The following is a 20,557-nucleotide window of genomic DNA, read 5'->3' on the forward strand; positions in this document are numbered from 1 at the left end:
CTGAAAGAAGAGCCGGAATCAGGCAAGGGATGTTATCTCATATAACAGCCCTGTACCTGATTCCGGCTCTTCCTCATAATAATTTCATTTTTCAAAGGTTTTCACTCGCTCAGCTTTTTTATTAATATACCGGCACAGATAAATTCCTTCTGACCGCCAGTAACGTCACACAGCCACCCCCGCTCGTGCCAGTAAAGTAGATAGCCGATGGGGAGGCAGGGGACATATGCGAAGGTATAAGCGGGAGGGACGGAGAATCCTCACCAGATTCCTTGGCCCGTGGGATGAGAGCCCCATCGGCGAACATTCCACAGGCTTAGGAATCTGTGTGATAGTCGCAGTCCCGGACGCATCGCAGCAGATGCCCCCTGCCTTCCCAGCGGCGCCCTGCTTCACTAAACCCCCATTCCCTTGATGAGCTCCTGAATGACTTCTTCAGTGCGCCCTTCTTCACGCCCTTCCTGCATTCCTTCTTTTCTTGCCTCTTCTTTCTCGTAATATTTCTCTTCCCATGCCTGCATATACTTCACCCCGACTTCTTCACTGTTCCTTACCTTGCGGACCCGGTCGTGGATGCGCCGGATGCGTTCGCTCCCGGCTTGTTCTGCCGCCTCGTCCGTCGTATGCTCCACGTAGTGCAGGAATTCCGCCAGCTCCTGTGAGACCTCATCGTCATTCGTCCCACGGGTGTTCAGGAAGATCCGGGTTGCCCCATCTTCGAGGATGCATCCCGGCGCTTCCTCACACACGGCCCGGAAGGTGTACCGGTACTTCCCGCGGCCAAACAGGTCGAAAGGCGTAATCATGATGAGGTACGACTCGTTCAGCTGGCTGTAGTCCGGAATCCCGGGCTCCAGCAGGGAGATGTCCAGGCGGACGGAGCGTGCCTCCGACGAGATCCGCAGCTCCTTTTCCGCCTCATTTTGCGTAAGGAGCGGGACATCCCTGCCCAGGATGATTCCGAGCGCCTCCTGGTGGGCCAGCGGGTCCTCCATTACTTCCTCGAATAGGAAACGGTCCGTAAGGTTCAGTTTGTTTAATGGTATCAGCTTTTGTCTTTTGTTCATATGATTCTCCTTCATTTTATTATATCTTATCCACGGTTAACAGACGGAAAACAAAAGAACGGCCCCATAGGCATCCCTCCCTCGCATGAAAGATTTGTTACAAACATCGGATAGGTGCGGCGATCTGCCGTAGATGACTTTAGATAAATCAGAATGTTTGACTCGTACACGTATGTTACCATAATCTGGAACTCTGTTCAAGCAGAATCCGGCACGTTTCGGTAAGGGTATGTACGATTAGGAAAGTTTTAAAATTCTATTGACATTTATACAGATGTGTGGTTATATTAAAGTACAACATATGAATGATTGCTCATATGTTCATAAAAACAATTAAAGCTATTTAAAAATGTTCAGGAGGATTAGTTATGTTAGCAGCTGAGAGAAAAGCATTTGATGAATGCGGGTGTGGATGCGGCCATGCTCATCACGATGATGACGGCCATGAATGCCATGATGGAAACCATCATGACAACAGCCATGAACATACGCACGCATGTCATGAACATCACGAACATATAGACGAAGAACAGTACGGCCATGACCATCATCACGAGGAAGTGGTGCATACAGGCCGTGAATTCGACCATGTGGGCCAAGATGTGCCACAGAAAGTATATATGCTGGAGAACCTGAGCTGTGCGAACTGTGCGGCCAAAATGGAAAAACAGATACGACAGTTGCCGGAAGTAGAGATGGCAACCATCACTTATGCGACAAAACAGCTGAAGGTAGCAGCCCGAGAACAGGAGAAGCTGCTACCAAGATTCAGGGAAATATGCCGTTCTATAGAAAGCGATGTGACTGTTACGCCGAGAGACGAGGTGCAGAGACAGGCGAAGCAGGAGCATGCCGGATTTTTCACAGATAACAGGACAGATGTACTTGCTATTGCAGGGGGAGCTATCCTGTTCGTCGCGGGGGAGGTGCTGGAACGGACCTCGGCAGATCCGATGCTTGCTTCGGCGGCATTTATTATAGCCTATATACTGCTCGGATGGGGGATTGTATTTACGGCGGTGAAAAACCTATCAAAAGGCCATGTGTTTGATGAGAACTTTCTTATGAGCGTAGCTACGCTGGCCGCGTTCGCCATCGGCGATTTTGCGGAAGCAGTCGGAGTCATGCTGTTCTACCGGATTGGAGAATTGTTCGAGCATGTGGCCGTGGAAAGAAGCCGGTCCCAGATAATGGATGCTGTCGACTTGAGGCCCGAGGTAGTCAACCTCGTGCATGGCGGAGAGGTTGATGTGATACCGGCCAGGGATGCAGAGGCAGGAGACCTTATCCTGGTGCGCCCAGGAGACCGCATACCCCTCGACGGCCGTGTGGAAGAGGGGGAGAGCCGTATCGATACATCTCCGGTAACGGGAGAACCGGTGCCAGTGGGCGTTAAGCCGGGGATGGAAGTGATCTCGGGATGTGTCAATGAGCAGGGCGTATTAAAGGTAAGGGTTGAAAAGCCATTGAGCGAGTCTATGGTGACAAAGATTCTGGATTCCGTTGAGAACGCGGCAGCCAGCAAGCCGAAGATTGACAAGTTCATCACCAAATTTGCGAGGGTGTATACTCCGATAGTAGTAGCCGCCGCCATTGCAACGGCTGTCATACCGTCACTGATAACGGGCGACTGGAACCACTGGATATATACGGCCATCACCTTTCTTGTAATCAGCTGTCCGTGCGCGCTCGTGCTCAGCGTGCCTCTGGCATTCTTCTCTGGAATAGGGGCCGGTTCCCGGCGCGGGATACTGTTCAAGGGCGGAGTGGCGATTGAGGCGCTGAAGAACGTTAAGGCCATCGTCATGGATAAGACAGGTACAATTACAAAAGGCAGTTTTGAAGTACAGCAGGCAACAGCAGTTGGACGGTTTACAGAGAAGCAGGTGCTTACTATGGCGGCTGACTGCGAGTTAGACTCGTCCCATCCGATTGGCAGCAGTATCGTGAAAGCGGCGCGGGAGATGAAGCTGGAACTCATGAGGCCGGATAAGTCGGAAGAAATACCAGGGAAAGGGGTGCGTGCCGTATTCCGTGACGGCGAAGTGCTCTGCGGCAATAAGGCGCTGATGGAAATGCATGGAGTAGATACCGCGGCGTACAGGAAGAAGGGGTACGGGACGGAAGTCCTCGTGGCTGTAAGTGGGGAGCTGGCAGGATGGCTCGTCATTGCAGACGTAATCAAAGAAGAGGCGAAAGATGCCATCGGTATGCTCAAGGCCAAGAACCTGGTGACGGCGATGCTTACCGGAGATGCCAGGGAGAGCGCGGCGGCCGTGGCTGATATGACCGGTATCGACGAGGTACATGCACAGCTTCTGCCGGAAGATAAGCTTCACATCCTGAGGAAGATACGTCAGACACATGGGCCGGTCATGTTTGTAGGGGACGGCATTAACGATGCTCCGGTGCTGGCTGGTGCAGATGTGGGAGCGGCGATGGGAAGCGGCGCGGACGCGGCGATAGAGGCTGCAGATGTTGTATTTATGACATCCTCTGTGACGGCGATACCGGAATCTATCGGCTTAGCCAACGCGACAGGAAGAATCGCGATACAAAATGTTACGTTTGCACTGGCGCTGAAACTGCTGATCATAGTGCTTGGTTTTGCAGGAATGGCCAATATGTGGATGGCGGTATTCGCAGATACGGGGGTAGCCATGCTCTGCGTACTTAATTCTATCCGTATATTGTATAAACGGGTGTGATGATTGTATAACAGCAGTTCGATAAGTGAAGGATATCAGTATAGTAAAAGATGACACCAAGATTACAAAAATGTTAATTTTGGTGTCATTTTGGTAAAACAGTTGAAAAGGGATGTCCCATGTTGCATAATTAACAAGTGAACGGATATTCATATGAAAGGATGTAATAAATGAGGAAACCAGAAGCTGAATGCTGCGAGACAGTCTGTATCCACGATGATGTGATCGACAGGGTAAGCAGACAGATGCCTCCGCAGGAGAGAATGAAAGAACTGGCTGATTTCTATAAAGTATTTGCAGATGCCACGAGGATCCGCATCTTATGTGTGCTTCTGGAATCGGAGATGTGTGTCTGTGACCTGGCAGAGGTGCTGGAGATGACGCAGTCTGCCATTTCGCACCAGCTGCGTGTACTGAAGCAGGCGAAGCTTGTGAAAAACCGCAGGGACGGCAAGACCGTGTATTACTCGCTGGCCGATGGACATATACAGACAATTATTAGTCAGGGAATGGAGCATATTACAGAGTAGACAACATATATATACAAAAAAGGAAAGTGGAATGACAAGGCAATTGAAACAGAGACTCTTAATCTACGGTACAGGTGTGTTTATATACATTTGCGCTGTTGCAGCGACGATACAGTATACACTGTCTGACTGGGTAAAGTTCATATTGTTTTTGACGGCATATCTTGTGATAGGCTTTGATGCTTTCCGCCAGCTTGCTGGAAATCTGATGAAAAGGGAGATATTCTCCGAGTATCTGCTGATTATCCTGGCGACGGTAGGGGCGTTTGGCGTACAGAGATATACGGAGGGCGTGCTTGTCATGCTGCTGTTCGAGCTTGGAATGATGTTCGAAGCCGTATCGACGGACAGTGCCAAACGTTCCATCGAACAGATGATTGACATACGGCCCGAGTATGCGACAAGGAAAGTGCGCGGCAAAGAGACGAGGGTGGATCCATCGGAACTCAAGCTGAGACATATCATCATCGTCAAGCCGGGAGAGCGGATTCCGGTCGATGCTGTCGTCACCGCAGGGACATCTACGGTGGATACGAAGGCTCTGACGGGAGAGTACATGCCCCAGACGGTAGAACCGGGGGATGAGATATACGGAGGCTGCATCAACCTGAGCGGTGTCATCGAGGCAAGGGTGAGCCGCATCTACCAGAATTCTACAGTGTCCAAAGTTATGGAGATGGTGGAAGAGGCACAGAATAACAAGGCTGAGAGCGAGACATTTGTCACGAAATTCTCCAGGGTGTACACGCCGGTGATGATTGTGTGCGCGCTTCTCATCATGATATACCCGTCTCTGACATTTTCTTACGGCAATTGGAACACATGGATATACAGGGGACTGATTTTCCTTGTCGTGGCTTGCCCTTGTGGCCTGGTCCTGTCCATCCCCCTCGCTTTTCTTGCGGGTATCGCGTCTGCGGCCCGTCAGGGGATAGTCGTAAAAGGAGGAAATTACCTGGAGTTCCTGGCGAAGGCGGATACATTTATATTTGATAAGACGGGAACGCTGACAGAGGGCGTCTTTCATGTCAAGGAGATGAAAGCAGAGGGCATGACAGAAGAAGAGCTTCTGGAGATGGCGGCCCATGTAGAGAGCTATTCCAACCATCCGATTGCACAGTCCCTGCTCGCTGCCTATGACGGAAAGCTGGACAAATCACGCGTTCGGAGAGTCAAAGAAGCACCTGGCTTCGGCATCAGTGCCACATATGACGGGAAGCGTGTACACATAGGCAATTACCGGATGCTGGAAAAGCAGAATATAGAACGCAGCAGGATAAAGCGCCCGGGAACCGTGATATATCTCGTGGCTGATAAGAAATATGCGGGTTACATAGTCATCGCTGATTCAGTGAAGGAAGATGCAGGCCCGCTCATGCAGTACCTGAAGGAAAAGTGCCGGGCGGTGCTTGTCATGCTGACAGGAGACAATGAGGCTTCAGGAATGGAAGTTGCCGAAGCGCTGGATATGGATTACGCATATATGGACCTGATGCCGGAGGATAAACTGGAGCAGATAGAGGACTTCCTCGGTCTGCAGGATAAGATGGAAAAGCTCGTATGTGTGGGGGACGGCATCAATGATGCTCCGATTCTGGCCCGGGCTGACGTGGGAATCGCCATGGGCGCCCTTGGCTCAGCAGCGGCCATTGAGGCGGCGGATGTAGTTCTCATGGAAGACGAACTTATAAGAATTAAGGACGCTATCCGCATCTCCAAGGAGACTATCAGGGTAGTAAGCCAGAATATAGCATTTTCAGTTGGCGTGAAGATAGTGATTCTTCTGCTGGCGGCTGTAGGATATTTCGGGATGTGGGAAGCGATTCTTGCAGAACTTGGAGTAATGTTCGCGGCTATCCTGAATGCGGTATGGGTAGTCAGATACACGGTATAGGAGGAAATATGAAGAAATATATAGTCATCCTGTCTGTGGTGGCAGTGAGCGCCGCGCTGACAGGGTGCGTGAAGAACTATACAAAAGAAGGAGTAGAATATCTCGAAAAGGGAAAATATAAAGAGGCAGTGGAACAGTTTGAACTGGCGGTAGAGGCCGATAAGAACGTGGGAGAGGCCTACAGAGGCATCGGCATGGCCAAGTGGGAGCAGAAGGACTATGAAGGCGCCCGCGATGCGTTCAAACATGCAATCGAGAGCAAAGCAGAAAAGACGGCAGCCATATATAACCTGCTCGGAAGCTGTGAGATGGAGCTTGACAATCCACAGGGGGCTCTCAGCTATTACAGGCTGGCGCTCTCAGCCGAGGATGCAGGCAAGGAACTCATAAAAGAAGTAAAGTTCAACATGATAGCCGCTTTTGAGCAGTCCGGGGACTGGGAAAGCGCAAGGGCGAAGCTGAAAGAATATATTGCAGAGTACCCCGATGATGAGAAGGCACAGAAAGAGGCCGATTTTTTAGAGACGAGACAGTGAGGCATATGATAGATATAAAAGAAGAAAAGGAACGGGTAATCTTAGTCGGGGTCAGTACATCGGATCAGGACGACACGAAGAAATCATTGGATGAGCTGGCTGAACTGGCAGCCACCGCAGGGGCGGAGACGGCCGGGCGTATCATCCAGAGCAGGGAGCAGATGCACCCTGCCACTTATGTTGGAAAAGGGAAGCTTACCGAGCTTAAGGATTTGATTTGGGAGGCATCTGCGACAGGAATCATCTGTGACGATGAACTGTCTCCGGCCCAGATGGGGAATCTCCAGGATGAACTGGATGTTAAGGTCATGGACCGGACATTGGTAATTCTGGATATTTTTGCGTCCCGGGCATCTACCAGCGAAGGTAAGATACAGGTTGAGCTTGCACAGCTTGGATACCGCCAGTCCAGGCTGACCGGGTTCGGAAAGTCTCTGTCCAGGCTTGGAGGCGGAATCGGAACGAGAGGGCCGGGGGAAAAGAAGCTGGAGATGGACCGACGCCTGATCAAGGGGAGGATAGCCCAGCTGAACAGAGAATTAAAAGATGTAAAGCGCCATCGTGAGGTTACGAGAGAACAACGTGCCAGAAACCAAGTGCCGGTGGCCGCTATCGTCGGGTATACGAATGCAGGCAAATCGTCACTTTTGAATGCGCTTACAGATGCAGACATACTGGCAGAAGACAAACTGTTTGCCACGCTGGATCCGACGACGCGTGAACTGAAGCTCCCGAGCAAACAGTCTGTCCTGCTTACGGATACGGTAGGATTTATCAGGAAGCTTCCACACCATCTCATAGAAGCCTTCCGCAGCACGCTCGAGGAGGCAAAATATGCGGATATGATACTGCATGTGGTAGACGCCGCTAATCCCCAGATGGATGAGCAGATGCACATCGTATATGAGACGTTACGCAGCCTGGGTATTAAAGACAAGCCGGTCATTACTTTATTCAACAAGCAGGACAAAGAAGAAGCCCAGCAGACAGTGCGCGATTTCCAGGCTGATTATACGGTCAGGATTTCTGCCAGGACGAAAGAAGGCCTGGAGGAACTGAAAGAGATGATAGAAGCCGTGCTGCGCGGACAGAAGGTGCTCATAGAACAGCTGTATTCATATAATGAAGCGGCTAAGCTGCAGCTCATACGGAAGTACGGAGAGCTGACGGCAGAGGAATACAGGGAGGACGGAATCTTTGTTAGCGCATATGTCCCGGTATCTGTCTATGGCAAGGTAAGAAGCGTATCTCTCGGCGATTCATTGAACAAAGCTTTATAGGCCCGCTGGAAAGTGGAGTAATCCTTAAAGCCGCATTCATAGGCGGCCTGGGCGGCAGAGGTGCCGGACAGTATAAGCTCCCTGCCAAGCAGAAGACGCTTTTGCGAGATGTAGCTTCCTATCGTGAAGCCGGTTTCCTGCTTAAACAGGCGCATCATATAATATCTGCTTATGAAGAATGTCTCCGCGATGGCACTGATGTTGAGTTCATCTGCAAGATGTCCGTTGATATATTCCAGTATATCCATAACTTTCGGATTGCAGGCGTCCGTGCCAATGAATTCGAGCCGGTTGGATAGTGCAGCCCGGTTGAGGTGAATCATGAATTCAAGGAAGAGCACCTGGCGGTAAAGGGCCGCTGCATACGCACCGTCTGAAAAGGAACGTTCCAGGCGGGCGATAGATCTGAACAGGGAGCTCTTCTTAAGCGAAGGGATACGCAGGACGTTAGAGCCTGCTTTTTCTGCTTTCTGGAAGCAGCAGCTCAAATCGTATTCTTCGGTTTTATATGCATCCATAAAGTTTGGAGAGATATAGACGATGATGCGCTCGTACGGATAACGGTTGTCCACGATAAGCCGGTGGATATCGTTGTGTTTTACAAGTACGATATCATATGGCTTCAGCTCGTAAGACCTGCCCTCGACCATATAATTGACGTGGCCGCGTATGAGGATAGTGATCTTGTCAAACTCATGATAATGGTATTCTACCTCTTTTGTCTCCGTATCAGTCAGGTGGAACAGCCGGAATTCACTGTTTAAATATCCACGTTTTTCATAATCGCCCATCGTTCGCCCTCCTTCTGGAATAATTTTAGCGGAACAGGGCATTATTTGCAATACAGTAAGCATTATTTGTATTGAATTTGAAAATAATGCCTGTTATGATATACATATGATGCAGACTCTGAGTAATCAGGGATACATGAAGACGTTATGTTATGGAGGTAACGAGAATGAAAGTTGTTTTGGAAAGATATCATGGACTCGGGAATGATTATGTCGTGTTCGACCCGAATAAAAATGAACTGGAACTTACGCCGGAAAATGTCCGTATGATCTGCGACAGGAATGCAGGGCTTGGTTCGGACGGTGTCCTGGAAGGGCCGGTTATGAAGGATGAGGGCATGTTTGTAAAAGTCTGGAATCCTGACGGGAGCGAATCTGAGACAAGCGGCAATGGAGTGCGTATCTTTGCCAAATACCTGAAGGATGCAGGGTATGTGCAGAAGAAGCATTTCAAGCTGTTTACAGAACATGGCCCGGTTGAGGTGGCCTTTTTGAATGAGGACGGCAGCCGTCTCCGCGTGTCTATGGGAAAACTGTCCTTCTACAGCGACGATATTCCGGTGACAGGGGAGAGAAGGGAAGTCATCAATGAGGACATGGTTTTTGGCAGGACACTCTATCCCGTAACATGTGTTTCTATCGGCAATCCGCACTGTGTTATCCCGATGAGGGAGATATCGAAGCCGCTCGTATGCAAGATTGGCGACTACGCAGAGATTGCCAGATACTTTCCGAACCGTATCAACACGCAGATTATGCAGGTCATCGATAAGGAAAATATAGCGATAGAGATATATGAAAGAGGGGCGGGATATACGCTTGCATCCGGTACCGGCGCCTGTGCCGCCGCGGGTGTCGCGCATAAGCTCGGCATGACAAACAATAAAGTAATCGTCCACATGCCGGGGGGAGAGCTGCAGGTAGAAGTAGAAGCTGACTGGAACGTATATATGACAGGAGACGTATTCTATGTGGCAAAGATTACCCTCAGCAACGAATTTGTAGAAAAATTAAGAAGCGTATAGTATACTAAGGCATAGGAGGAAAGACCTATGCCTTTACAATTTATATTCGGACCGTCAGGTTCGGGGAAATCAACATATCTCTATGAACGTGTCATAGAGGAATCTCAGCAATATCCGGAACGGAAATTTCTGGTCCTTGTGCCGGAGCAGTTTACCATGCAGACACAGAAGGACCTTGTCAGTATGCATCCCAACAGAGGAATTATGAATATAGATGTCTTGAGCTTTGGCCGTCTGGCCTACCGTGTGTTCGAGGAAACAGGGGGAGGGGCACTGCCCGTACTCGATGATGAAGGGAAGAACCTTATCCTCCGCCGCATTGCAGGCAAGTATGAGAGCAGGCTCAAAGTGCTGAAAGGGAACATGAAGAAGCTTGGATATATCAGCGAAGTCAAGTCTGTCATCTCGGAATTTACCCAGTATGATATCGGGGAGGAAGAGCTTGAAAAGGTGATGGAGACAGCAGGCGAGAACTCCAGGCTCTATTATAAGCTTAAGGATATCAGCCTGCTTTATAAAGGCTTCTCCGAATATCTGGAGGAGAGATATATCACAAAGGAGGAACTGCTGGATGTCTTAAGCCGGGTGGCCGGGCAGTCAGAGCTGCTAAAGGGCAGTACAGTGGTGCTGGACGGCTTTACAGGCTTTACTCCGGTACAGAACCGGCTGCTGCTGGAACTTATGCGCTGCTGCGGGGAGGTTATCGTCACGGTCACGATGGATGACAGAGAGGATCCTTATGTATACAGCCATCCGTACCAGCTCTTTGCCATCAGCAAGCAGATGGTCACTTCGCTAGTGCGGATTGCCCGTGAGTCATCTATAGAGATGAAGGAACCGGTCTGCCTGTATGAAAGACCTCTGCCCCGTTTCCGCGGTAATGACGCCATGGCGTATCTGGAGCGCAGCCTTTTCCGCTTCGGACGGCATTCATACAGCGCAGAGCAGAGTGCAGTGTCTATACACGTGGCAAGAAATCCGAAAGAGGAGGCGCTGGCCGTGGCCGGACGCGTGCGGAATCTTGTGAGGACGAAAGGATACAGATATCGTGAGGTCGGCGTTATCGCAAGTGATATGAACATTTACGGCGACTATCTGGAGCAGGCTTTTGACATGTATGGCATACCGGTCTTTATGGATCACAAGCGCAGTATCCTGCTGAACTCCTTTGTAGAATATATCCGAAGCCTGCTCAATATGGTCCAGCAGAGATTCAGCTATGAGAGCGTGTTCCGTTTTCTGCGCACGGATCTTGCAGGGTTCGCCGGCGAGGATATAGATGATTTGGAGAATTATGTAATAGGCCTCGGCATCAAAGGGTATAAAAAATGGCAGGAAAGATGGGTCAGAAGAACGAAGGGGATGAACGAAGAGGATCTGGAACGGCTGAACCATTCCCGGACAGCGTTTATAGAGAAGGTGGACGGTTTCAGCTACGTACTGCGCCAGAGAAGGAAAACGGTCCGGGACATCACGATGGCTGTCTATGAGTTCATGGTGCAGGAGGAGCTGCAGATGAAGCTGAAGAGGCAGGAAGAAGAATTTCAGAACAGCGGAGAGCTTGCGCTGGCAAGAGAATACGCGCAGGTATACCGTATCGTGCTGGATCTGTTTGACAAGTTCGTAACATTGCTTGGGGACGAGGCTGTCAGCCTGGAAGAATATATAAAACTTCTGGACGCGGGGCTTGAGGAGGCAAGAGTCGGTGTCATTCCACCGAGCCCGGACCAGGTGGTGGCAGGCGACGTGGAGCGTACAAGGCTCAAAGATATAAGGGTTCTGTTCTTTGTCGGCGCAAACGATTCTTATCTTCCTGGCGCGCTCGGGCAGGGGGGACTCCTGTCGGAACATGACCGGCAGCAGTTTTCCAGAGAGAAGCTCCCCTTGTCTCCAGGCAGCAAGGAGAAAGCATACATCCAGAAGTTCTATCTGTATATGAACCTGACAAAACCGTCAGACTCTCTGGAAGTATATTACAGCAAGGTGTCGTCAGATGGAAAGAGTAGCAGGCCATCGTATCTGATTCAGGAGCTGAGGCGCCTCTATCCGCTGCTGTCCGTAAAGGATGAAGAAGGAAAACGGCTTGTTGAGCAGGAGTTGACGGAAGAAACAGCTGTAGCGAGGCTTATCGATGGAATCCGGGATGCACGGATACAGGCGGATGCCGGCTGGAAAGAACTCTTCTCGTGGTATCGGAGGAGCCGGGTATGGCAGAGGCGTCTGGATCGGCTGATTGATGCCGGATTCCACTCCTATTCTATGGACGGACTCACTAAAGAGGCGGCGCGGAGGCTATATGGGGATGCGTTTGAGGACAGCATCACAAGGATGGAGCGATATTCCACCTGTGCGTTCTCTCATTTTCTTGCATACGGACTTAGGCTTGCCGAGAGGCAGGAGTACGAGTTCCAGTCGGTGGATCTGGGCAATGTATGCCACAGCGCTCTTGAGAAGTATTCGAAGCTCGTTGAGGAAACGGGGAGAAGCTGGACGGATATCCATGAGGAAGAACAGCGAGAATGGATAGAGCGAAGTGTCGAGGAGGCAGTTGCGGATTATGGCAATTCCGTACTCTACAGCTCCGCCCGCAACGAGTATATGGTGAGACGGATGAAACAGATGCTGTATCGGACCATATGGGCATTGACCAGACAGCTGTCCGCCGGTGATTTTAAGCCGGCCGGTTATGAACTCAGATTCGCTAACGGCAAGATTGACCGTGTGGATACGTGTGAAGATGACAACAAGTTATATGTGAAGGTTCTGGATTACAAGACAGGTATGAAGGCATTTGACGTGGTGGCCCTATACGAAGGTCTGCAGCTACAGCTCATGGTATATATGGATGCCGCTGTAAAGCTGGAACAGAGGAAGCATCCGGATAAAGAAGTCGTGCCGGCCGGGGTGTTCTATTACCGTATCCAGGATCCTCTTGTTGAAAAGGCAGAGGAGGAAGAAGAGCGGATAGAGGCGGTTCTTAAGGAACTGAAACCAGACGGGGTCATCAACGAGAAAGAGGAGGTGCTCTCCCATCTGGACAGGGACCGGTCGGGAGAATCTCTTGCCGTGCCGGTAAAATATAATAAAAACGGCAGCCTTGCAAAGGGGTCTAAGACGGTTCCGGAAGAGGATTTCCGTACATTGATGGAATATGCGGTCCGGAAAGTGGCGGATGTGCACCGGGAGATTGCGGACGGAGGCACCGCTGCCCGGCCATATCGGAAAGGGCAGGAATCCGGATGCGATTACTGCGCCTACCGCCATGTGTGCGGGTTTGATGTCAAAGTGCCCGGCTATGCATACAGGGAGCTGGACAAGATGAGCAAAGAGGAGGCCATTGAGGCCATGAGGATGGAGAAGGGAGACAGCAGGCCATGAGTATAGCATGGACAGAGGAACAACGGAAAGTCATAGACTTGCGGGACAGGAATATCCTCGTATCAGCCGCAGCGGGATCGGGAAAGACAGCAGTGCTCGTCGAACGGATCATCGCCATGCTCACGGATGCGAAGCATCCCGTCTCTGTAGACAGCCTCCTTATCGTGACCTTCACAGAAGCGGCCGCGGCGGAGATGAAGGACCGTATCCGGGAAGCAATTGAAAAGAAGCTGGAGGCTGATGATACGAACGAGCATCTCAAGACGCAGGCGACATTGATTCACAGCGCCCAGATAACGACAATCCACAGCTTCTGCCTGTCGGTCATACGTGACCATTTCCATGCAATTGATATAGATCCTGGGTTCCGCGTGGGAGAAGAGGGCGAATTGAAGTTGATGAAGCATGACGTCCTCGGGCAGATATTGGAGGATAGATACCAGAATGGGAGCAGAGAATTCCTGGAGTTCGTGGAGGCCTACGGGGGAGGGAGAGATGACAGGAAGATGGAAGAACTTGTCCTCAAGCTGTATGAATATTCCAGAAGCTATCCGGATGCGGAAGGCTGGCTTGCCTCCTGCGTAGACGCATATGACATAAAGGATGAAGCAGAGCTGGAGGGCAGCAGGTGCATGGAGCTTATCAGGAAACAGTCCATGCTATACATGTCGGATGCGGCGGCGCTTATAGACGAGGCACTTGACGTGTGCCGGGAGCCGGACGGGCCGTCAGTCTATGAGGAGGCGCTTCTTTCAGACAGGGAGATTGTCAATACATTTCTTGCAGCCGGTTCTTATGGGCAGATGTATGAAGCGGCAGCAGACGTAAGGTGGACGAAGCTTAAGGCAAACAGGGACAAGACGGTGTCAGAAGAGAAAGCGGCTCTCGTGAAGGCAGCACGGGAAGAGGTGAAAAAGACAGTAAATGATCTGTGCAGCCAGTATCTTTGCCAGGATGCAGAAGGGGCCGTAGAGGACATGACGCTGTGCAGGCGGGCCATGTCCGTCCTGGCATCGCTAGTGGATGAATTTGCATGCAGGTTCGAGGAACGGAAACGGGACCAGAATATGATTGATTTCAGCGATATGGAGCAGTATGCGCTCAGAATCCTGGCAGCAAAAGAGGGAAGCGACTTTGTGCCGACAGCCGTGGCAAGGGAGTATCAGCAGCGGTTCCAGGAGATTATGATCGATGAATACCAGGACAGCAACCTGATTCAGGAGACTATACTCACAAGCGTATCTACCGTATCGCAGGGAAGAAATAATGTCTTTATGGTGGGAGATGTGAAGCAGAGCATCTATCGTTTCCGGCTCTCCAGGCCGGAACTTTTCATGGAGAAGTTCCATACGTACGATACGGGGAACAGCAGCAGGCAGAGAATCGATCTTCACAAGAACTTCCGAAGCCGGAAGGAAGTTCTTGATAGTGTCAATGATATATTTGAACAGATTATGACTCCCGCGCTTGGGGGAATCATGTACGATGACGAGGCAGCGCTACATATCGGTGCCGGTTTCGAAGAGAGCAGTGAAAAAGGCCAGAACGATACGGAGGTTCTTCTCATCGATACGGATCCTGCCTTATACGTGGATGACATGGATACAGAAAAGAAGGCGATTATGCCCTCGGACAGGGAGCTGGAGGCCAGGGCAATTGCAGCACGGATTCGGAAGCTGCTGGAAAACCAGACGGTACTCGATAAGGCTTCGGGAAAGAGCCGTAAAGCGAGGTATTCGGATATCGTAATCCTTACCCGGAGTGTGAAGGGGTTCAGCGACGTATTTTCCGAAGTGCTGAACAAAGAAGGGATACCGACATATGCCGGCACAAAGGAGGGATATTTTGAGACGCAGGAAATAGGTGTCCTGCTAGATTATCTGCGTGTGCTGAACAACAGGAAGCAGGATATTCCACTTGCGGCGGTATTAAAGTCTCCATTTTTAGGATTGTCAGATGTGGAGATGGCAGATATTAAGAATAGAGCTGTGGATCTGCCTTTCCATGAGGCCGTACCTGCTTATGCATCGCAGGAAGAAACGCCAGCGGGATGCAGGCTGAAAGAGTGTCTGGATAAGATGGAGCAATTCCGCAAAAAGGTACCCTATACCCCAATACACGAGCTGCTTCTCTTGGTGCTGAAGGAGACGGGATATGAAGAATATGTAACTGCCATGCCCGGAGGGGAGCAGAGGAAAGCGAATCTGCAGATGCTGATCGAAAAAGCGAGAGCATTCGAATCGACCAGCTATAAAGGCCTGTTTCATTTTATCAGGTATATCGAACAGCTGCAGAAGTATGATGTGGATTACGGAGAAGCCAGCCTGGAAGATGAGCAGTCCGATACGGTCCGGATTATGACGATACACAAGAGCAAAGGACTGGAATTTCCGATTGTCTTCGTGTCGGGCATGGGAAAGCAGTTTAATATGACAGATGCCAGAAGCAGTGTTGTGCTCCATGCCAGGCTCGGAGCGGGGCTGGATGCCGTAGATACAGATATGCGTACAAAGAGCCCGAGCCTGCTCAAGCGGGTCATCCAGAAAGAAGAGATGCAAGACAGCCTCGGTGAGGAGCTCAGAGTGCTTTACGTCGCGCTGACGAGGGCAAAGGAGAAGCTGATTATGACAGGAACGGTGAAAAATGCCGGGAGAAAGCTGGATTCATATGCGCTGGCAGCCCGCCGGAAGGAGCAGCAGCTGTCTTTTACCCGCCTTGTGCGGGCCGGCAGCTATCTGGACTGGATTCTTCCTGCGGTGCTAAGAAAGTCAGAGGATATTCCTGTCAATATAGAACGGATATCGGCAGAGGACCTTGTAAGAGAATCGGCAGGAGAGTATGTTAAGGGCAGGCTCACGGCAGAAGTGCTGAGGCGCTGGGATACCGGGCAGGTCTATGACTTGCAGATGAAGGAGCTCATCGAAGAACAGTTTTCCTATGAATATCCATACAGCCTGAGCCAGAACCAGAAATTGAAGTTTACCGTCTCCGAGCTCAAGAAGAGAGCTTACATGGAAGAAGAAGCCGGCGCCATATTGTATGAAGAGGAAGATGTTGTCCCCCTTATCCCGCAATTTCTGAAAGAGGAAGAAGAGCTGAGCGGGGCGTCAAGAGGTACGGCTTACCACAGGCTTCTGGAGCTTCTCGACTTTGCGGAAGACTATGACGGCGTCTTGCTGAAAGAAGCGATGGAAAGACTTAGAAGTGAAGGAAAGCTGACGCAGGATATGGCAGATTGTATCCGGCCGGGCGATATCCTCAGATTCCTGGACAGCAGCGCCGGAAGACGCATGCGCAATGCATCAGTGAAGCAGAAGCTTTACAAAGAGCAGCCGTTCGTGCTCGGCGTGGACGCGAGGGAGATGTATCCGGATGAAGCGGAAGGAGAGTTGATACTTGTACAGGGGATTATAGACGTTTACTTTGAAGAAGAGGATGGCCTAGTCGTACTGGACTATAAGACAGACAAGGCGAAAAGCGGCGTGGAGCTTCGGGAAAAGTACCATGCGCAGCTTGACTATTATGCCAGGGCGTTGGAACAGGTGACAGGAAAGCACGTGAAAGAGAAGATCATCTATTCCTTTACGCTGCAGGAGGAGATTGAGGTTTAGGTTTAGGTAAAGGAGGCGCCGCTGGTGAGGATTCTCCGTCCCTTCCGCTTACACCTTCGCATCTGTCCCATACCTCCCCAGCGGCTGTCTGCTTTACTGGCATGGCGGGGGTGGATGTGTGGCGCTGTCGGCTGATAGTAGGGCTTTGGCTGTGTCAGAATAGTGATAAAGGGGTAAGCAAGTCGGAAACCTTGGCTGGTAATAACATAATGAAGAAGAGCCGGAATCTGGTTCGGGGATGTTATATGAGATTACACCCCCTGCCTGGTTCCGGCTCTTCTTGCATCAACGGCGTGTACGCCTGGCTGCAAACGCTTAACAACGACCAATTTGCTCCCCGCCCGCGTCTAATTTACAAAAATATATAATATGTGTTGACAAATGATATTATACATCATATAATATGGATATAAAAATAATATTAAAACTTACATAATATTATAAATACACACACAGAGAGGTGATAATATGGTATTTAACACCGGAGCAGCTCTTTTGGACGCAATTGTTCTTGCAGTCGTGTCAAGAGAAAAAGAGGGGACTTACGGATATAAGATTACCCAGGATGTGCGGCAGGCAATTGATGTGTCTGAATCCACACTTTATCCGGTACTCAGGAGACTGCAGAAGGATGAATGCCTGGAAGTGTACGATCAGCAGTTTGACGGCAGGAACAGACGTTACTACAAAGTGACGGAGAAAGGGATGGCCCAGCTGAATCTGTATAGAGGCGAATGGAAGAATTATTCCAATAAGATTAGTGAATTGTTTGAGGGAGGTGCTACGGCATGAATCGCATTGATTATATGACAGAATTGGCCGCATTATTACAGGATGTTCCGGTGGAAGAGCGCAGGGAGGCGATGAAGTATTACAACGATTACTTTGATGATGCGGGTGAGGAGAACGAGCAGCGGGTCATCGAAGAGCTCGGAGGCCCGGAAAAAGTTGCGGCAACGATAAAAGCCGGCCTCAATGGAGGCGGGGACGCTGAAGGAGAGTTCAGCGAGACCGGATATACGGATACAAGATTTGAACAAAAAGACGTACCTGCAGGAAGAGAAGGTTACACATACGGAGGGCAGGAGCCGCCAAGGACGAACCGTACATTGAAGATAATCCTTATTATTGCAATTATTATCGTAGGAGCCCCGGTTGTCATACCGGTTTCCATCGGAATTACATTGGCTGTAGTGGCATGTGTATTTGCATTGTTTCTCATCTTTATCGCTCTTGTCATTGCATCTATAGCAGTGGTGATAGCAGGGATATCATTATTCTGCATCGGAATCGGGAATCTCGTGCCTGCGCTTGCAGTAGGCTTGGCACTTGTCGGTACAGGACTCTTGCTGGCAGTTATAGGCACGATTGCGACAGTAGGTACTGTAAGGCTCTGTATTATAGTTTTCCCGGGCATTATAAGAGGAATTGTATGGATATTAAGAAGACCATTCCAAGGAAGGGCGGTGGCATAAGTTATGAGAAGAGGGTGGAAGATTTTCTGGATAATATGTGCAGTCATTGCTGCAGTTGGTTTTGCATGCTGTATGACGGCAATGGCACTTGGTGTCACGGCGGAGGCGATAGAGGAACGTTTTCCCAATGGATTTGCCATCGTGAAAAACAGTGACTGGCATCACAGCGGAAACACATATACCGGTGAAGTGGATGAAAGTCAGACGTTTTCCAATATGCAGATTCAAGAGATAGATGCCCACATATCTGGAGGAGAACTGCAGGTGCTGCAGTCAGATTCAGATGAGATTAAGATTGAGACATCGGGCATCGATTCCCGTCTGAAGCTTAAATACTACGTAGAAGACGGGGAACTGAAGATAGAGACAAAAAAACACATATGGGGTATAAATGGCGGGAAACATATAGGTACAGTATATTTGTTCGTGCCAAAAGGATACGAATTTGATGATGTAAGCTTTGAAGTGGGAGCAGGTTATCTGTATGTGGAAGACATTTCCGCCAACAGCCTTGATATAGAAGTAGGGGCAGGCGCGGCCGATGTCAGCAGCTTTCACGCTGGTGAAGCCAGTCTGGACTGCGGGGCAGGCAGGATTACGGCGTCGGGACTGGCGGACTGGGAAATGGATATCGACTGCGGCATAGGTGAGATTGCCCTTGCTGTCAATGCGAAGCTGGAAGATTACAGCTATGATATCAAATGTGGAATCGGACAGGTGGACGTAGGAGATGAACATTTTACCGGCCTGGGATCCAAGAAGACGATAGAACACGCGACGGGCAAAGAGATAAATATTGACTGCGGAATAGGTAAAGTAAGCGTGGACTTTTATTAGACAGATACGACAATAACAAATAGATATGAAAAAAGGAGGATTTAACTATGGAGACAAAGAGACTATATCGTTCCAGGCAGAGCCGTATGATCTGCGGCGTATGCGGAGGCATTGCAGAATACTTCAACGTGGACCCGACACTCATCAGGCTGGGGCTCGTCCTGCTTGCCTGTACAGGAACCGGCATACTTGCATATTTCATCGCTGCGATTATCATACCGGACCAGCCTCAGAATTAAATCATTTATTTCATAGGGGTCAGACCCCCGCATATGCGAGGGGTCTGACCCCTATGCAAATTCTGTATATTTTCAGAAAACTTGTCAATACTCTCTAAAAATGAAAAGGAGAGTTTTGACTATGTCTGGGAAGAAGAGCAAACCAATTAACCTTCATGAACTTACGGATGAGGAGAAGATAAAGTATGAGATAGCGGAGGAGCTTGGTCTTTTGGATAAGGTGATGGCTGATGGCTGGAAATCGCTGTCGTCCAAGGAGACAGGGCGAATTGGCGGCCTGATTACGAAAAAGAAACGGGAGAAGGAGAAAAAGTAACAGAAATATTACGAATATTAATAAGTGTGAACAATTGCCGACAAAGGTTGAAAATCCAATATCCTTTTGCTATAATCGAAAAACTGGAATAACATGATAAGGTGAGCATATGAACGATAAGATTAGCGTTTTAGATATTGATATTGACAACTATACTGCTAAAGAAGCGATGAAGGAGACGGTCCGCTACCTGGAATCAGATCCTGTCAATGTCGTGGAACTGGTGACGGTTGACGGACTGATGCAGATGGATGAGGTGCCGGAGCTTAAGGATGACATACGGAAGTTCGACCTTGTGCTTGCAGGTGACAAGACGATACTGGAGGCAGCAGACATTACGGACAGAAGAACCATACAGGAGACAGAAGGACATGTGTTTATGAAGATGTTCTTCCGCTATATCCATAAGAACCACAAAAGAGTATATCTTCTTGTCGAGTCTGAAGAGGAAGGGGAGCACCTGTACAATTATCTGGAGCATTCCTACAGCGGTTCCCAGATTGTCGGGCTGGCCAAAGTATCGGCCCAGAACCGTGCGGACGATATGCTTGTCAACGCCATCAACGGGGGAGAGGTTGACTGCGTGATCTCCATATTGTCTTCTCCGCTGCAGGAAGAATTTATCGCCAAGAACCGCGGAATACTCAACACGAGAATCTGGATGGGCCTTGGCAAAGGGATACTTCCGGTTGGAAGGCCCGGATTCGGACAGGGCAGGATAACACAGTTCCTTTTGAAGAGAATCTTTAAGAAAGAGATAGAAAAAAGGAAGAGAGATATGAGCGAAGCGCTGGTGTCCGCAAAATAAGAAAAATATAAGAATTTATTTTTGGTAACAATGTACATGGTATAGAATGTGAAAAATATATG

16 protein-coding genes are annotated in these 20,557 nt (G+C 49.8%); 14 read left to right on the top strand and 2 right to left on the bottom strand.

Annotated elements, in window-relative coordinates; translation table 11 throughout:
- Positions 1-395 precede the first annotated feature (395 nt).
- Positions 396-1,067, bottom strand: a complete 672-nt coding sequence (locus HMPREF0980_RS17220; RefSeq protein ID WP_084002925.1) for a hypothetical protein — start codon at positions 1,065-1,067, stop codon at positions 396-398.
- Between the two features lie 368 nt (positions 1,068-1,435).
- Between HMPREF0980_RS17220 and HMPREF0980_RS17225 the strand changes: the two genes are divergently transcribed.
- The 5 genes from HMPREF0980_RS17225 (at position 1,436) to hflX (ending at position 8,015) form a co-directional block, all read left to right on the top strand.
- Positions 1,436-3,775, top strand: coding sequence for a heavy metal translocating P-type ATPase (locus HMPREF0980_RS17225; RefSeq protein WP_084002927.1), 2,340 nt, complete (start codon positions 1,436-1,438; stop codon positions 3,773-3,775).
- A 170-nt stretch (positions 3,776-3,945) separates the two neighbouring features.
- Complete coding sequence (locus tag HMPREF0980_RS17230) at positions 3,946-4,305, top strand: ArsR/SmtB family transcription factor (protein ID WP_049730298.1); 360 nt, start codon at positions 3,946-3,948, stop codon at positions 4,303-4,305.
- A gap of 31 nt (positions 4,306-4,336) precedes the next feature.
- On the top strand, positions 4,337-6,199 hold the full coding sequence (locus HMPREF0980_RS17235) for a heavy metal translocating P-type ATPase (RefSeq protein WP_049730299.1): 1,863 nt from the start codon (positions 4,337-4,339) through the stop codon (positions 6,197-6,199).
- Between the two features lie 8 nt (positions 6,200-6,207).
- Entirely contained in the window at positions 6,208-6,735 is a 528-nt protein-coding gene (locus HMPREF0980_RS17240; protein ID WP_049730300.1) for a tetratricopeptide repeat protein, read from the top strand.
- A gap of 5 nt (positions 6,736-6,740) precedes the next feature.
- Complete coding sequence (gene hflX, locus HMPREF0980_RS17245) at positions 6,741-8,015, top strand: GTPase HflX (protein WP_049730301.1); 1,275 nt, start codon at positions 6,741-6,743, stop codon at positions 8,013-8,015.
- Here hflX and HMPREF0980_RS17250 read toward each other — a convergent pair.
- Complete coding sequence (locus HMPREF0980_RS17250) at positions 7,961-8,806, bottom strand: helix-turn-helix domain-containing protein (RefSeq protein WP_049730302.1); 846 nt, start codon at positions 8,804-8,806, stop codon at positions 7,961-7,963. The two genes, hflX and HMPREF0980_RS17250, sit on opposite strands and share 55 nt — an antisense overlap.
- Positions 8,807-8,973: 167 nt before the next feature.
- Here HMPREF0980_RS17250 and dapF point away from each other — a divergent pair, with 167 nt between their 5' ends.
- The 9 genes from dapF to HMPREF0980_RS17295 all read left to right on the top strand — a co-directional run bounded on the left by dapF (position 8,974) and on the right by HMPREF0980_RS17295 (position 20,495).
- Positions 8,974-9,831, top strand: coding sequence for a diaminopimelate epimerase (gene dapF / locus HMPREF0980_RS17255; protein WP_049730303.1), 858 nt, complete (start codon positions 8,974-8,976; stop codon positions 9,829-9,831).
- Between the two features lie 27 nt (positions 9,832-9,858).
- Positions 9,859-13,209 (top strand): PD-(D/E)XK nuclease family protein, encoded by a 3,351-nt coding sequence (locus HMPREF0980_RS17260; protein ID WP_049730304.1) that lies wholly within the window; start codon positions 9,859-9,861, stop codon positions 13,207-13,209.
- Positions 13,206-16,820: a helicase-exonuclease AddAB subunit AddA gene (gene addA, locus HMPREF0980_RS17265; RefSeq protein WP_049730305.1), complete on the top strand. Its 3,615-nt coding sequence runs from the start codon at positions 13,206-13,208 to the stop codon at positions 16,818-16,820. Before HMPREF0980_RS17260 ends, addA begins: the two co-directional genes overlap by 4 nt.
- A 468-nt stretch (positions 16,821-17,288) precedes the next feature.
- Positions 17,289-17,612: a PadR family transcriptional regulator gene (locus HMPREF0980_RS17270; RefSeq protein ID WP_049730306.1), complete on the top strand. Its 324-nt coding sequence runs from the start codon at positions 17,289-17,291 to the stop codon at positions 17,610-17,612.
- A complete protein-coding gene (locus HMPREF0980_RS17275; RefSeq protein ID WP_049730307.1) occupies positions 17,609-18,295 on the top strand; it encodes a DUF1700 domain-containing protein in 687 nt (228 codons plus the stop codon). Before HMPREF0980_RS17270 ends, HMPREF0980_RS17275 begins: the two co-directional genes overlap by 4 nt.
- Before the next feature lie 3 nt (positions 18,296-18,298).
- The gene (locus tag HMPREF0980_RS17280) at positions 18,299-19,132 is read left to right on the top strand and encodes a DUF4097 family beta strand repeat-containing protein (protein WP_049730308.1); all 834 of its coding nucleotides are present in this window, start codon (positions 18,299-18,301) and stop codon (positions 19,130-19,132) included.
- A gap of 47 nt (positions 19,133-19,179) precedes the next feature.
- Positions 19,180-19,371: a PspC domain-containing protein gene (locus HMPREF0980_RS17285; RefSeq protein ID WP_049730309.1), complete on the top strand. Its 192-nt coding sequence runs from the start codon at positions 19,180-19,182 to the stop codon at positions 19,369-19,371.
- 121 nt (positions 19,372-19,492) lie between these two features.
- Entirely contained in the window at positions 19,493-19,687 is a 195-nt protein-coding gene (locus HMPREF0980_RS17290) for an alpha/beta-type small acid-soluble spore protein (protein ID WP_049730310.1), read from the top strand.
- A 109-nt stretch (positions 19,688-19,796) separates the two neighbouring features.
- On the top strand, positions 19,797-20,495 hold the full coding sequence (locus HMPREF0980_RS17295; protein ID WP_049730311.1) for a WecB/TagA/CpsF family glycosyltransferase: 699 nt from the start codon (positions 19,797-19,799) through the stop codon (positions 20,493-20,495).
- Positions 20,496-20,557 lie beyond the last annotated feature (62 nt).

Origin of the sequence: Dorea sp. D27, assembly GCF_001185345.1 — a bacterium.
Taxonomy (GTDB): Bacteria; Bacillota; Clostridia; order Lachnospirales; family Lachnospiraceae; genus Extibacter.